Origin of the sequence: Neobacillus rhizophilus, assembly GCF_018343535.1 — a bacterium.
GTDB classification, from domain to species: domain Bacteria; phylum Bacillota; class Bacilli; order Bacillales; family Cytobacillaceae; genus Neobacillus; species Neobacillus rhizophilus.
On record NZ_JAGYPF010000003.1, the window covers coordinates 187,721 to 202,345 of the forward strand.

General features: G+C 43.0%; 16 protein-coding genes. 1 reads left to right on the forward strand and 15 read right to left on the reverse strand.

Annotated elements, in window-relative coordinates; all coding sequences use genetic code 11:
* Window positions 1-28 precede the first annotated feature (28 nt).
* The 4 genes from KHA99_RS14385 to KHA99_RS14400 all read right to left on the reverse strand — a co-directional run bounded on the left by KHA99_RS14385 (window position 29) and on the right by KHA99_RS14400 (window position 4,381).
* Window positions 29-1,912 (reverse strand): AMP-dependent synthetase/ligase, encoded by a 1,884-nt coding sequence (locus KHA99_RS14385; protein ID WP_213118174.1) that lies wholly within the window; start codon window positions 1,910-1,912, stop codon window positions 29-31.
* 64 nt (window positions 1,913-1,976) lie between these two features.
* The gene (locus KHA99_RS14390) at window positions 1,977-2,342 is read right to left on the reverse strand and encodes an SCP2 sterol-binding domain-containing protein (RefSeq protein ID WP_213118175.1); all 366 of its coding nucleotides are present in this window, start codon (window positions 2,340-2,342) and stop codon (window positions 1,977-1,979) included.
* A gap of 308 nt (window positions 2,343-2,650) precedes the next feature.
* On the reverse strand, window positions 2,651-3,253 hold the full coding sequence (locus KHA99_RS14395; RefSeq protein ID WP_213118176.1) for a TetR/AcrR family transcriptional regulator: 603 nt from the start codon (window positions 3,251-3,253) through the stop codon (window positions 2,651-2,653).
* Window positions 3,254-3,364: 111 nt separating this feature from the next.
* Window positions 3,365-4,381 carry a 4Fe-4S binding protein gene (locus KHA99_RS14400; protein WP_213118177.1) on the reverse strand — a complete coding sequence of 339 codons (1,017 nt, stop codon included), beginning with the start codon at window positions 4,379-4,381 and terminating at the stop codon, window positions 3,365-3,367.
* 295 nt (window positions 4,382-4,676) lie between these two features.
* Here KHA99_RS14400 and KHA99_RS14405 point away from each other — a divergent pair, with 295 nt between their 5' ends.
* Window positions 4,677-6,329 carry a glutamine--tRNA ligase/YqeY domain fusion protein gene (locus KHA99_RS14405; RefSeq protein WP_213118178.1) on the forward strand — a complete coding sequence of 551 codons (1,653 nt, stop codon included), beginning with the start codon at window positions 4,677-4,679 and terminating at the stop codon, window positions 6,327-6,329.
* 36 nt (window positions 6,330-6,365) lie between these two features.
* On the opposite strand, the gene KHA99_RS14410 is transcribed toward KHA99_RS14405, so the two are convergent.
* The 11 genes from KHA99_RS14410 to KHA99_RS14460 all read right to left on the reverse strand — a co-directional run bounded on the left by KHA99_RS14410 (window position 6,366) and on the right by KHA99_RS14460 (window position 14,450).
* A complete protein-coding gene (locus tag KHA99_RS14410; RefSeq protein ID WP_249366685.1) occupies window positions 6,366-7,382 on the reverse strand; it encodes a PAS domain-containing sensor histidine kinase in 1,017 nt (338 codons plus the stop codon).
* Between the two features lie 14 nt (window positions 7,383-7,396).
* On the reverse strand, window positions 7,397-7,846 hold the full coding sequence (locus tag KHA99_RS14415; protein WP_213118179.1) for a GAF domain-containing protein: 450 nt from the start codon (window positions 7,844-7,846) through the stop codon (window positions 7,397-7,399).
* Window positions 7,847-7,861: 15 nt separating this feature from the next.
* Window positions 7,862-8,515: a response regulator gene (locus KHA99_RS14420; RefSeq protein ID WP_261363802.1), complete on the reverse strand. Its 654-nt coding sequence runs from the start codon at window positions 8,513-8,515 to the stop codon at window positions 7,862-7,864.
* 13 nt (window positions 8,516-8,528) lie between these two features.
* The gene (locus tag KHA99_RS14425) at window positions 8,529-9,188 is read right to left on the reverse strand and encodes a sensor histidine kinase (protein WP_213118180.1); all 660 of its coding nucleotides are present in this window, start codon (window positions 9,186-9,188) and stop codon (window positions 8,529-8,531) included.
* A gap of 146 nt (window positions 9,189-9,334) precedes the next feature.
* Window positions 9,335-9,619 carry a hypothetical protein gene (locus KHA99_RS14430; RefSeq protein WP_249366686.1) on the reverse strand — a complete coding sequence of 95 codons (285 nt, stop codon included), beginning with the start codon at window positions 9,617-9,619 and terminating at the stop codon, window positions 9,335-9,337.
* A complete protein-coding gene (locus KHA99_RS14435; protein ID WP_213118181.1) occupies window positions 9,606-9,917 on the reverse strand; it encodes a hypothetical protein in 312 nt (103 codons plus the stop codon). Before KHA99_RS14435 ends, KHA99_RS14430 begins: the two co-directional genes overlap by 14 nt.
* Window positions 9,910-10,101 carry a hypothetical protein gene (locus KHA99_RS14440; RefSeq protein ID WP_213118182.1) on the reverse strand — a complete coding sequence of 64 codons (192 nt, stop codon included), beginning with the start codon at window positions 10,099-10,101 and terminating at the stop codon, window positions 9,910-9,912. The genes KHA99_RS14435 and KHA99_RS14440 overlap by 8 nt, the downstream gene beginning before the upstream one ends.
* Window positions 10,091-10,615 carry a QcrA and Rieske domain-containing protein gene (locus KHA99_RS14445; RefSeq protein WP_213118183.1) on the reverse strand — a complete coding sequence of 175 codons (525 nt, stop codon included), beginning with the start codon at window positions 10,613-10,615 and terminating at the stop codon, window positions 10,091-10,093. The genes KHA99_RS14440 and KHA99_RS14445 overlap by 11 nt, the downstream gene beginning before the upstream one ends.
* An 11-nt stretch (window positions 10,616-10,626) precedes the next feature.
* A complete protein-coding gene (locus KHA99_RS14450) occupies window positions 10,627-11,190 on the reverse strand; it encodes a 4Fe-4S dicluster domain-containing protein (protein WP_213118184.1) in 564 nt (187 codons plus the stop codon).
* A gap of 1 nt (window position 11,191) precedes the next feature.
* Window positions 11,192-13,381, reverse strand: coding sequence for a molybdopterin oxidoreductase family protein (locus KHA99_RS14455; RefSeq protein WP_213118185.1), 2,190 nt, complete (start codon window positions 13,379-13,381; stop codon window positions 11,192-11,194).
* Window positions 13,368-14,450 carry a hypothetical protein gene (locus tag KHA99_RS14460; protein ID WP_213118186.1) on the reverse strand — a complete coding sequence of 361 codons (1,083 nt, stop codon included), beginning with the start codon at window positions 14,448-14,450 and terminating at the stop codon, window positions 13,368-13,370. Before KHA99_RS14460 ends, KHA99_RS14455 begins: the two co-directional genes overlap by 14 nt.
* Window positions 14,451-14,625: the final 175 nt, after the last annotated feature.

Genomic DNA, 14,625 nt, shown 5'->3' on the forward strand with positions numbered 1-14,625 from the left:
GAACCGATGATGGTTCACGCTTTTGGTTTTAATGGCCGCTGCCTCGCTCATGACTGACCGATAATCCAACTGCTGCTTCGTTAGCGGCAATCCGCATATCCATAAAGCTTTCCTCCGCGTAAGCATGTTCGATAACGTCCTTGTATTTTTTCTGAATTTCCGGCAGGCGGACCTTTAAGGAAGGGGTTAGTTCACCATCATCAACCGTCCACTCCTTGCCAATAATGACCACCTTTTTTGGCTGTTCATACTTGGCAAACTTATTCGTGAATTTGGCCACTTCCTTTAATAACAAGTGTTGCACTTCCGGCTCTCTTAGCAGCTGTTCGATATTTCCGGAAAGTCCTTTCTTTTCTGCCCATGGTAAAAGATTCTCCAGGCTTGGGGTGATTAAGGCAATGACATACTTTTTGTCCTGGCCAACGAGTACCGCATTTGATATATAAATACTTTGGGTCATGGCATTTTCTACTGGCTGCGGGGCGACATTCTTTCCTGTCGTCAGGACAATAATCCGTTTTTTCCTGTCGACAATTTTTAAATAGCCTTCTTCATCGATACTGCCGATGTCACCAGTCTTAAACCAGCCATCTACGAATACCTCTGCAGTTGCTTCTTCATTCTTGTAATAGCCCTTCATAACACTTGGGCCTTTTACTAATACCTCACCATCAGGGGCAATTTTGATTTCCAGATTCGGAAGCGGTTTGCCAACCGTCCCTACCTTTGAACGGACCATCGGATTTGTACAGACGACAGGCGCTGTTTCCGTCAGGCCATAGCCTTCAAGAGCAGGAATATCAACAGCCCAGAAGAACTTGCCGATTTCTGGATTCAAAGCACCTCCTCCAGAAATAAGCCCTCTTACTCTGCCGCCAAGCTTATCTTTAACCTTTTTGTAGACAAGGGCATTGGCAATCTTCCAACTGCGCTTGATTTCTTTAGGGAGGAAGCCTTCTTTCATGAAATCATCAAAACTTTTGCTTAAATAATGCTCGTATTTTTTCAAACCCACTCCAATTGCCCATTTAAATATTTTCTTCCGCAATGGCGTACCGGATTCGACCATTTTCTGGGCAGTTGCATATACTCGTTCAAACAGGAGCGGCACACTTACTAGCACAGTTGGCCTGACCTCCAAAAGGTTTTCTTGAACCTTTTCAATTCCTTCAGCATAAGCGATGGTTGAGCCGACTGATAATGGCATGAATTGCCCAGCCATCCGCTCGAACACGTGGGATAACGGCAAATGGGAAAGCATAACATCGGATGCTCTTGCTTCAAGCACCCAGAATTGGACCCCTTCGATGTTAGCCAGTATATTGCCGTGTGAGAGCATTACTCCTTTCGGATTGCCTGTTGTTCCTGACGTGTGGATAATCGTGGCGAGGTCGTCTCTGGTCAGTTCATCCCAATTTGCTTCCCAATTATCTAATGGATTGACAGAACCAAGCTGGGCCAAATGCTGCAGTGATAGAAGGGTGTCTGTTTCGGTGAAGTTCTTAGGTGTGAAGATAAGCGCCGTTTTCATGGGAACGCTCCCATTTTGAAGCACCTTTTTTAAATAGTTTTCATCTTGGACAAAAATAAAGGTGCAATCGGCATTATTTAAAATATACTCGACCTGATCATTTGGAAGCGTTGAGTGGATGGGCACGCTGACAGCCCCCAGACTTATAATGGCCAAATCGGCTACCGGCCAGTAGGGGTTATTTTCTGATAATATCGCAATCTTATCATTTCGTTTTACACCAAGATGGGCAAGGCCTGCTGCAACCTGTTTCACTTTTTCCCAAAAGGTAAAATAGCTGATTCCATGCCAAATCCCATTTTGCTTCCATAAAAATGCATCCTTATCTGCATAGCGGCGGGCGGTGCTGGCAACGGCTTCCACTAAATTATTCGCCTTCATTGGTGACCTCCTATCAAATTTAGATTTTAAAGAAAACCCGGTAAAATTACCGGGCCGCTTAATCTTACAAACTGTCTTTTACGTTATATTGACGAAGAATGCTTTCAATCTTTAAGGCCTTACCCATATCCCCTTTAATTTTCAGCTTGCCGGTCATGAATGCCATCGTGCCGTTTAATTTGCCGAGCATGAATTGGTGGAAACTTCCCAAAGACATAATTAAAGTACAGTCCGCTGGTGTTTCAGAGCCTTCCTTGACCGCTGACTTGCCATCTTGGAATTGAAGCTGGTATGTGCCGCCGTCATCGCCTGTTATGTCAAATTGATAGGTTGCTTGGAAGCCCTCAATCGGACCGGAATTCCCATTCAATGTTTCCTCAATTTTTTTCATTAAATCTGCTAAAGAATATTCTTCAATTGTTTTTGACATGATTATTCCCTCCTAAAATAGATATAAAGTATTAGTGGTCCGGAAGCTTTATTGGTATCATATTCTTCCTCGCCCAGAAGGTTCTGTTCTGTGTCAAAGCAGTCCTTAAATACACCATCGTTATATTTAAAAGAAACCGATCCGCTTTGCCTCCTTTGAACAGATGAAGCTGAATTTTCAGATATTTCTATGATACCAATACGTATCAGTATTATACAACCGAAAAATTTCGATGCTTTTCGACATTCCCCCTTTGCATATGTTGTTTTCCTTCGCATTCGGGAAAGAATGCCAAAAAAAAGCACCCGTTAATTAGTTAAATTAACGAATGCTGAGATGACTATTCGGTTGAGAAGCCGGGCTAAATCATCATAATGGTAAGGACTGTCATCCTTTCCTTTATAGTTTTGTACGACTACTTCATTTATAGCTCCAATCATGGCCTGGGATACGATATGTAGTTCCGTCTCGGAAGCAGTTTCAGGAAGGTAGCCTCGGACCGTTTGAAACATCAGCTGCGCAAAGCGGCGATGGGCCTCACTTCTGGCCATCTCGACGTCTTGGGAAACACCCACAGACTCCACCAGCATTAAATTAGCCACTTTCACGTCAGTAAAACATATCTCGATATAGCGGCGAATTCCTACGTACGCCTTATAAGCTGTCCGGGTTTCCTTGTCAATGGCCAGGTTTACCTCTTGAAGTATTTCGGTTGCCACCACGTCAAAGAGGTTGGCCAATAATTCTTCCTTGCTGTTAAAATGCTGGTAAAAGGTTGTTTTTGAGACTCTTGCCATCTCGACAATATCAAGAACTGAGGTGTTTTTATACCCCTCATTTGTAAATAGAACTAGTGAGGAATAAAGGATTTTTTCCTTCGCTTCCTTTGGCATTTCCGTAACAAAAAGCATCAATAAATCAGTCCAATCTATTTACTACCTGTTCATATGAGTTGTCTTAATTTTAAAAGATATTTTTCTATTTAACAAGAAACAGTTTTTCAAAAAAAATAATGCTGCTTCTTAGTGGCCAACATAGTTTGCATCCGGAATCAATTGCTGCCATTCTTTATAGGTGATAATCGTGTCCCAGTGGCCGGTTATTTTTGCAACAACAACTACAATGAAGAACAGTGCAAGAAAGCCAACAGGTATAAACCATTTATTTACCTTTTTGTTCACTACCGTCATGTTCAATGTATCCTTAATAGGGCAAGCCTCCACACAGGACATGCAGGCGTTGCAATTTGGCGAAGCGACAACCTTTTTTGTATGAACTTTGATTCTTTGCGGACATACCTTTGTACACATTTCACAGTTCGTACAGGTATCTTCATTACGGCGCACCTTTGTAATTCTGAATAGGGAGCCAAGACCGATCATTGCGCCATATGGGCAAAGGAAGCGACACCAGAAGTTTCTGAAAAATGAGGACAGGACAAAAATCACTAAGATGACCTTCAAAGCAAAACCGCCGATGTTTAAAAAGAACAGCAGCATTTTTACATCAGAAATTTTATTATACGGTTCATCTAAAAATGCCTTTGCCTCAAACGTCGGCATCGCAAGAATCATGCTGATGAAAAAATACAGGAGCAAATATTTTAACGGAGTTAATATCCAAGTCAGCCAAGTTGGTATCTCAAAATTCTTTTTAAAAAGCTTTCGCCCAAACCAGGCAGTTATTTCACTAATAGTTCCAACTGGACAGAACCAGCTGCAAAACGATTTGCGAAAGATAAGCCCCGAACCGATAAAAAAGGCAAATAAGACAAGTCCAGCGGGGTGAATCCTATCAAATTCGCCGCTTGTCAGCCAAACCTTCAACGCTACCAAGGCACTAATTGGAAGGAACCCCTCGACTGCCGATGGACGTTCAATAAAAGGCTTTTCCCCAAGCGTTTCAAAGTGCATATAAAACTGATAGAATCTTAGTCCAACATATAACAAAAATAAAAGGAAAATTGCTTGAACAGCATATCGTGTTATTTGAACAGGCTTCCGTTTCAACTGTTTCTTGTACCAGGCTTTTGACTTCATAAAGTTCCCTCCGTTCCTCATATCTTAACTATAAGGAACAGGAAAATATGGATATGTGATTTTAATCATCGCATTTATGTAATTCATAAAGCTGTCAAATTAGCGACTACATTCTGTCAAATATTTTTTATTATTCTTAGACTCCAGAGAACCGACGGGTTTTGCGGTCCGCCGCTATCTTTTTCCGATTACCACCTTTCTACCTGTTTTTCGGATGAAATGATGGGAACAATGGAAAAATATCAGTATTTATGTTATGAATAATAAGTAGATACGATGAAAGAGGTTGAAAAGGATGGATAATCAAACATCTAACTTTATTAAGGATATAATGATAAAAGATTTGGAATCAGGCAAGCACGACAAAATCGTGACCCGTTTCCCGCCTGAACCAAACGGCTATTTACATATTGGCCATGCCAAATCCATCATCTTAAATTTTGGCTTGGCGGATGATTTTAACGGACTGACTAACTTGCGCTTTGATGACACGAATCCATTAAAAGAAGATATTGAATATGTAAACTCTATCAAAGAGGACGTCAAATGGCTCGGCTTTGAATGGGACGACTTATTATTTGCCTCCAACTATTTTGAGGAAATGTACAACCGTGCTGTCCTGCTAATCAAAAAAGGGCTTGCTTACGTTGATGACTTAAGTGCCGATGAAATTCGTGAATATCGAGGAACCCTGACTGAGCCTGGTAAGGAAAGCCCGTATCGGGACCGTTCAATTGAAGAGAATCTCGACTTATTTGAACGGATGCGTGCTGGTGAGTTTAGTAACGGTGAAAAGGTGTTACGTGCGAAAATCAATATGGCTTCGCCAAATATTAACCTGCGCGACCCGGTTATTTACCGTATTTCTCACGCCACACATCATAATACAGGCGATAAATGGTGTATCTATCCGATGTATGCATTCGCTCATCCGCTCGAGGATGCAATTGAAGGAGTTACCCACTCTATCTGTACGATTGAGTTCGAGGATCAGCGTCCACTTTATAATTGGGTAGTTGAACAATGTGAGATGGAGAACACACCGCAGCAAATCGAATTTGGCCGCTTGAATTTAACCAATACCGTAATGAGCAAGCGGAAGCTGAAGCAGCTAGTTGATGAAGGGTTTGTTGATGGCTGGGATGACCCACGCATGCCGACCATTTCGGGAATGCGCAGAAGAGGTTTCACCCCTGAGTCCATCCGGGCGTTTGTCCGTGAAACGGCTGTTACCAAAAATAATGCTACAGTTGATGTGGAAATGCTCGAGCACTTCGTCCGCGAGGATTTAAAATTAAAGGCGCCGCGGACAATGGGCATTATCAACCCTTTAAAGGTTGTCATTACCAATTACCCTGAGGGCCAAATCGAATTGTTAGATGCGGAAATCAACCCGGAAAATCCGGATATGGGCATGCGGAAAATACCTTTCTCCCGCGAGATTTATATCGAGCAAGATGATTTTATGGAAAATCCGCCGGCAAAGTACTTCCGTCTCTTCCCTGGCAATGAGGTCCGTCTGAAGCATGCGTATTTCATTAAATGCGAGGAAATTGTTAAGGATGCAGATGGCAAAGTGGTTGAGCTGCGCTGTACCTATGATCCTGAAACAAAGAGCGGTACGGGCTTTACTGGCAGAAAAGTAAAAGGCACCATCCACTGGGTGGAAGCAGCCCATGCCGTTCCTGCTGAATTCCGTCTTTACGAACCGTTGATTTTGGACGAGACTGAGGAAGAGGAAGGCACGACTTTCCTTGATAAAGTGAATCCAAATTCGCTGGAAGTTCACCAAGGCTATGTTGAGCCAAACATGAAGGAATCCCAGCCGCATGACAAATTCCAATTTTTCCGGCATGGTTATTTCAATGTTGATCCTAAGGATACCTCGTATGGTGAAAAGCTTGTGTTTAACCAGATTGTTTCACTTAAGAGCTCATTTAAACTATAATAAAGAGGCTGGCACAAAATTGTGTCAGCCTTTCATTTAGTCTTTTGTTATTGGTACTTCTAAGATTATTTTCGTCCCATTTCCAAGGGAGGTATTAATCGTAAGGGTCCCGCCAACAGAACGAGCCCGTTCATCCATACTGAAAAGGCCGACTCCCGGGGATTGCGTCCCCAAATCAAACCCTTTCCCCTTATCTTCAACCATTACCCGTACAACATTGTCCATTTCCCTTACTGTTACGGAAGCATTTAAAACCTCAGCATATTTCCGAATGTTTGTCAGGGCTTCCTGGATTATTCGATAAATCGTCAATTCAATACTGATGTCAAGGCGCCGGTTTAACGCACAATCAAAATAGACGTCAATATTATAATGATTGGAATACCGAGAAAGATAAGAGCGAATCGCCGGAATTAAACCTAGGTCATCCAAGACGGACGGCCTCAGTTCCCAAGAGATTTCCCGGATTTCTTCAATTAATTGGGTCGCTTCCTCCTGCATCTGCTCCAAGAGAGGATGGTCCATCTCTGACAACAAGCGGTTAATAGTAATCAGGTGGCTGTAGAGATTCTGACCAATCCCATCGTGGAGATTTCGCGATAAGCGCTTCCTCTCCTCTTCTTGAACATCGATTATCCGCGTCATCATTTTTTGCAGTTCCTGCTCCACCCGCTTGCGTTCGGTAATTTCATAACGAATCGCCAAATACTGATACGGCCTGCTATTATCGTTTAAAAACGGTACAATCGTCGTATCAACCCAATAATAGGTCCCGTCCTTGGCTTTATTACAAATCTCGCCCTTCCACACCTGGCCGCTGCCAATCGTTCTCCACATCTCTTTAAAAAATTCTTTTGAATGATGTCCCGAATTGATGATACGGTGATCCTGCCCAATCAGTTCTTCTCTAGAAAATTTAGATATTAGGCAAAACTGGTCGTTAACATATGTAATCATCCCCCTCGCATCGGTGATGGCAACAATTGAGGAGGCATCAAGGGCAAATTTGTAATCCGTCAATTCATTTCTTGTTTGCTGTAAATCCTTGTCCATTTCCATCCCCCGCATCAAAATAAATGCTCCTTTATTAGCTGTTCGAGAGCTTGGGCAGATTCAGCCATCTTTTCCTGCTCCTCTTCTGCAAAAAAGTACTCCTCTCTTTTTCCAATAAGGAGCACTCCCTTTGGTATGCCACTAAAAAATAAAGGGACCGCATAAGTAGCCACAAGTTTTTCAGCAAGATTAATGGGATAATCCGTAACTTTTCCTATGATGGAGTTTGGAAAATTTGTGATCATCATAGGGCTGCCGCTTGATATAATTTTTCCTGCGATTCCTTTTCCGAAACGGACCGTTATTCGTTTGTATTTATCGTTTAAATTTCCTGAAGCGTAATGCCACCTGACATCAGGACCTGATTCATTTTGCAGGGCAAGCCCGACAAAATCGCAGCCGATTTCAGCTCTTAACCGCTCACAAACTATAACCAATTCTGGGAGTTCCCTTAACTCTGACATCTACGCACGTTCTCCTTAAATGCCATATCCCAATAGCCCCTTCCTAACGGCATACTCGACCAGCTCTGGCCGAGTTTTTAGCTGTAATTTCTCCATCAGATTGCTTTTATGGGTTTCGACGGTTTTGACACTGATAATCAGCTGTTCGGCAATCTCTTTATTAGAGTACCCCTTAGCAATGAGTGTGAGCACTTCTTTTTCCCGTTCGGACAACAGATTGTACGTATCATTACCGTCCTGCTTTACGCCTGCTAAATATTCCTCCATCAAGCGCTTTTGTGCGGACGGATGCAGGTAGGCATCTCCTCGAGCCACCGATTCAATCGCGGACATTAATTCATCATGCGGTGCGCTTTTTAAAATACAGCCGCTTGCGCCGCCTTGAATGGCACGAAATAGGTATTCTTCATCAGCATGCATCGTTAAAATTAAAATATTCACTTCCGGCATTTGCTTTTTTAATTCCGTTGTTGCCGTTAGGCCGTCTTTTCCATGCGGCATGCTTAGGTCCATGACGACCACATTCGGTTTTAGCTTCAACGCTTTTTTGATGCCTTCATTGCCTTCAGATGCTTCTCCGACTACTTCCATTTCAGGATTCGTTTGCAGCAGCATTTTCAGGCCGCTTCTTACCACGGCATGGTCATCTACCAACAGAATTCTTATCAATGTAAACTCCCCTTTAATTCGATAATGGAAGAGATATTTCTATCGATGTTCCTTCTCCTATATTAGAGGATATCACACACTTACCACCAATCAGAAGCATTCTTTCCTTCATCGCAGCTAGTCCTGAAGAAGGTTCATTTCCTTGGAACTCTTCAGGCTGGAATCCTTTCCCGAAATCACGGATGGTAATCTTTAGTTCAGTTTCTTTCCAGAAAAAATTCATTTTTACAATGGCTGTATCTGCGTACTTTGCAATATTGGTTAATGCTTCCTGACATACACGAAATACGGCAATCCGTTGTTTTTCCGTGATTAATTTCCCCTCACCGCTGGACTCTAACTCCACGATTATGCCAAATGTAGAGGTATAACATCGAATATAGCTTTTCATGGCCGGTAACAATCCAAGTGTTGTCAGGGCAGGCGGATGGAGTTCGACGGAGAGCAATCTAATTTCCTGGATTGTTTTTTCAATCAGCAGGTTCATTTCACTCATGTAGCTTTTCTTGGACGAGTCTTGTTCTCCTGTTGCGAGAAATTGTAAGCCTGTTAAAATACTATATAAGTTCTGGCCGACCCCTTCATGCAGTTCATGCGCAATTCTTTTGATTTCCTCTTCTTGAGAGTCAATGATATATGTGCAAACATTAGGGTTTGTTTTTAATGAATCCATTTTTACCTGCCCTCCTGTCTTCTAATTCTCAATTTAAATATATTTCGAGTTGAATTTTAAACCTATTGGCGAATTTTGGACTTCTATTGGCGAATATAACGGTCCTATTGGCGATTAAAAAAACTTATAAAAAAATTCAGGTTCTCCTAGAAGACCTGAACCTTTTTAAACGTATAGGTTAAACCACTTTCCACATTGGCAGCCGACCACAAACCAGCAGACTCCGTTACGCGGCTTGCCAAAGGCACTGCCAAAAAGTAAAAATCATCAAAATAGAAGCGGAGATGGGTTCCATCTGGGCAAAGCTGAACCTTTTTTATCGATTTGCTCACGACAGGGGCCTGGTCCCCGCCCTCCCGGTCCTGAATCACAATTTCAACTTCAGCACCGGCGAAGCGCTCCTGTATTTTCTCAATATCAATGGACGCCACAGCTATTACATCCTCTCTCAACAGGGTAGATGAACATCTTGTAGCCTTGCAGGTACTCCCAAAACTTCTCTCCCGCGTTTTTCTCGATAAACTTAATCGTTTCGTCCTCGGACACCCAATTGCTCATCCCTTTAATTTCAGCGACCACCATTTCGGCATCTTCAACGACCTTTTCTTCGAGATACCAATTTAAACGTTTCTTAGCAAACAGTGATTTTAGCAGTTCGTCAATCTCCGCAGAAAATTCTCCGGCCTGCGGGCGAACAAAGCAGAAATCAATATACGTTTCACTAGTCATTGACATTCACACCTTTTTTATAAATGATGAATGCGACCGGGAATAACAAAACATTCACAACAGCAGCGATGATGGTGTTTGTGTAATTTTCATAAAAATATTGATGCACCATGTATTGTGTAAAAATAATATTTAACATCAGCACCACAAGCAACAGTCCGACTGGAATGTAACTACGCTTCATAACGCTTCACCCCCACGGCATATACAGCGCCGTTCTCCACTTTCACATGGATTTCAGGCAATGGCCGTCTTGGCGGGCCGGCAATCGGTGCGCCTGTTTCAACATCAAATTTTCCGTGATGGCAAGGACATAGCATTTCGCCTTCATCCTTTTGCCAAAAAACAGGACATCTTAGGTGCGTGCATGCATTTTGGTACGCGACAAATTTCTTTTCCGATAAGCGAATCAAAATGGCGCTGTCGTGCTCGCCTGGAAAATGAAAATCAACAGCATCACCGACAGGAACCTTGTCTAAATCGGCAATTTTATGCTTCGGATATTTTTTATCTCCTAAACGGTTAAGCTCCTTCGCCGCCATGACTCCCCAAGGAAGTGATGAAACGGCGAACACTCCAGCGGCACCTACCAAGGTCTTCATGAAACCGCGGCGGTCCAGCTTTCTTTCATTGTTACGGTTTATATTATGAGTGTAATTATCTTCATTGAACGGGATTTTATTATTTTTATCGCTCATGGTAATCCCTCCTAGAACAGTTTTGTGACGCCCTGCAGGATTCCAGGGAGATTCACACGTACGTTAGTTTCGCCTTCTAAATATGGCATGCTGGTTACCCATTTGCCATTATCAAGGTTAAATTGCTTTTGTTTTGCTTCGATTTCTTCGTCTGTTAACCATTGCAGCGTATTGGATGGACATACGCTCGCGCACATTGGCGGGATACCGTCCTTGGTGCGATCAATACATAGGTCGCACTTATACATTAAATTCTGCTCTGTATCGAACTTTGGTATTCCATATGGGCAGGCAATTGTACAGTTTTGGCAGCCGATACATTTTTCCACAAGAGCCGAAAGAACTGCTCCTGTTTCATGGATTTGGATTGCTTGGGCCGGACAACTCCGCGCACATGCCGGATTCACACAGTGAAGGCACATTAAAGGCATCGTCTGCCGGTTTTTAAGCGGATTTACATCATAAACATAGTTGCGGTTGCGCTGCTCGTGCCCTCCGCACTGTGTGCAGGCAGCCAAGCAGGAACGGCAGCCGATACAATTTTCCAGTTCAAGATATAACCTCTTTTTTACCACTTTATTGCACCTTCTTCATTTCTAGTTTTTCAATCTGTGCGGCACATGCCTTGAATTCCGGCATCCTTGAGATCGGATCAAGGGCTGCAATTGTTAGTAGATTGATAGATTTTTCATGTCCGAAGTGGTACGGAACAAACACCGTATCTTTACGGATGGCTTCTGTGATTTTCACTTTATATTCTGCTTCCCCTCTGCGAGTGTAGAGGCGGACGTATTCTTCATGTTCGATATTATATTTTGCTGCTGTTTCTGGATGAACTTCTACATACGGTTCCGGACACATATCACGAAGGAATTGGATTCGGCGCGTCTGGTTACCTGATAGGTAATGGAATACTACACGTCCAGTAGTCAAACGTAATGGATATTCCGCATCCGGCTCTTCAGCAGGCGGACGATACGGAAGTGCACAAATTTTCGCTTTTCCATCTGGATGATAGAACTTCTTATCTAAAAACATATGCGGTGTACCAGGATCCTCTTCATCACGGCAAGGCCAGAAGACACCATCCTGTTTGTCGATTTTATCCCAAGTTGCTCCGTAGTAATCTGCGTAACCGCCTTTTGAGGCTAAACGGAATTCATCGGCTACATCTCTGGCTGTTTTTAAATGAGAGAAGTATTTTCCTCTGCCAAGTCTTTCAGAAAGCTCGACTTGGATTTGCCAGTCTGGCTTTGATTCACCAAGCGGCTCTTGTGCTTTATTTATTTTAATGATGCGGCCTTCCAAGTTTGTAACCGTACCTTCGTCCTCTGACCAAGTTACGGTTGGAAGAATGACATCCGCAAACTCTGCTGATTCTGATAGATAGAAATCGACACAGACCATAAAGTCTAATCCTTTTAATGCTTTGCGGACAAAGTTTTGGTTTGGTGCAGAAACCGCGGGATTGGAGCATAGCAGGTATAGTCCGCGAATGGTTTTTTGATCCATCAATTCAAACATTTCGTAAGCAGAAACACCTGGCTGCGGCATTTCTTCAGGGGTGATTCCCCAAACCTGACAAACTTCTTCGACATGCTTTGGATTGGTAATTTTACGGTAGCCTGGGAGCAGGTCGGATTTCTGGCCATGCTCACGGCCGCCTTGACCGTTACCTTGGCCGGTAAATGTCGCAACACCTGATTTCGGACGGCCGATTTTTCCGGTAACTAACGCCATGTTGGTATAGCCAGATACGTTGTCGACCCCTTTATGCTGCTGTTCAATACCGCGGGCAAACATGACAACCGCGTTTGGTGCTTTACCGTAAATTTCAGCAGCACGGATGATTTTCTCCACTGCAACACCGGTAATTTGACTTGTATATTCTGGTGTGAATTGGTTCACCAATTCTTTTGTTTCTTCAAAGCCATTTGTGTGTTGGTTGACGAATTCTTCATCAACATAGCCATTTTGAATCAATAGGTTCACGATTCCATTGGCCAGTGCCAAGTCTGTTCCTGGTCTTAGATCCAAGTGAACATCGGCGCGTCTCGCAATTGGAGTTTCACGCGGATCGGCAACAATCAGGTAGCCGCCTCTTTCCTGTACGTTCCAAACACGAAACATCGAAGTTGGGTGACATTCGGCTGTGTTGCTTCCGGCGATGAACAAGCAATCTGTTTCATGGATGTCAGTCCATGGCAATGTTGAACCACGGTCAACACCGAATGAACGAAGGAAGCCGCCCGCCGCACTGGACATACAGAAGCGGCCGTTATAATCGATATAGCGGGTTTGCAAAGCAACGCGTGCAAACTTACCAGTTAAATAGCATTTTTCATTGGTCATCGATACACCGCTGAATACAGACAATGTATCTTTGCCGTATTTCCCTTGCAACTCTTTAAATTTCCGAGCGATTAAATCATACGCTTCCTCCCATGAAGCTTCACGGAAACCTTTGTCTGTTCCTTTTAAGGAAGCATCGTCACGGATTAATGGTTTTAAGATGCGGTCCGGATGGTTCGTCTGCTGGTAGGCAGTTACCCCTTTTGGACACATTTTTCCAACCGTTACCGGCCAGTCATATCGGGGTTCAACCCCGATGATTTGATTTGTTTTAGTATTTACACGTAAATTCATCCCACACTGCATGCCACAATAGGCACAGTGTGTTTTAATTAATGTTTCATTTGGGTGGCGTACATTTTCGATTTCTCTAAAAAATTTATCTTTAGGGGCCTTTGTATTAACCTCTTGCATTCTGATTTGCCTCCTTGACCTTCACTTGATGGGTTGCGAATCCTGAGAATCTGGCGATACGGTACTTTCTGCGGCATGGCAAGCACAATTCCGCAAGATTAAAGCCGTCTTCCATGTTAAACTCCATGTTGTTGGTTCCCAATACTTGAATAACATCGTTCGATTGTTCGACTGATACAAATTTATCTCCGCACACTTTACATTCTTTCATATGCTGTTCTCCATAATGTTCACGGTAGTTTCTTGCCAGCACGCTCATCGGACGGAACGGAATGTGAGCAAGTTTACCGAATGGTAAGTAGATTAACGTTACGATCACTGAAAACTGGTGAATCAGCGACATTTGCGGCTGCATCCATCCATGTAAAAATACGTTTTGGACTGTTAATAATAGACCAGTTACTGAAATAAATAACAACATATAGAGCGGCAAGAAATCGTACATGAATTTTTGCTCTGCTCTTGCCTGCATATTTTTCATGCGGCGGTAAAGCGCCATGCAAACTCCTGTAATCACCATGATGGCTGAAATATTTAAAGCATTGTAAGAAAACCAGGCGATGATTCCATCTGCTTTAATCCGTACTAGATCGACTCCCATCAATACAACTGTGTAGTAGCCGTTGCCATCCATATTAAAGTACATCCAGCTGAATACGAGAGGGAATGTAACCAAGCAGGCCAACACGCAGCCCCATCCGATTAAGATATGCTGCATCCAGCGGTAGAAGCCACGTTTTTTAATGAAATCGTAAATGGCTAAATGGCTGACAGCTGTCTTCGCTGTACTTTTTCTAAAAAGAAGCTTTAAGCCTTTTTTAATAATAATTTTGGTTGGCGGTCTTTCACCCCAGGAGATGAAGCGATAGAAGAAGCCTCCTAAGAAAGTAATGGTTCCCACCATATATCCATAAAGGTTTAAGTCGATATGTGTAAACATTCTTGTACCGATAAACACTAGAATCGCCAGTCCGACCACAGTTAAAAACATCGATTTGGCAAAATGGGAAGCAAATGCATTATTGACGGTATTATCCCGTTTTTTCGCCGATTGAATAGTTGACTCCATTTTCTTGATCCTCCCTAAAAAAATAACACTATCGTTTTGTTACTATTATTGTAAGAAAAACGACAGCGTTATCTTTATCAGGGAACTCCCCCATCTAGGGGGGGAAAAACCCCTAACTATGACGGATTTTGACAAAAGTTCGTCACAAATAGAAAAGCCCCAGCATCTTGTGGCT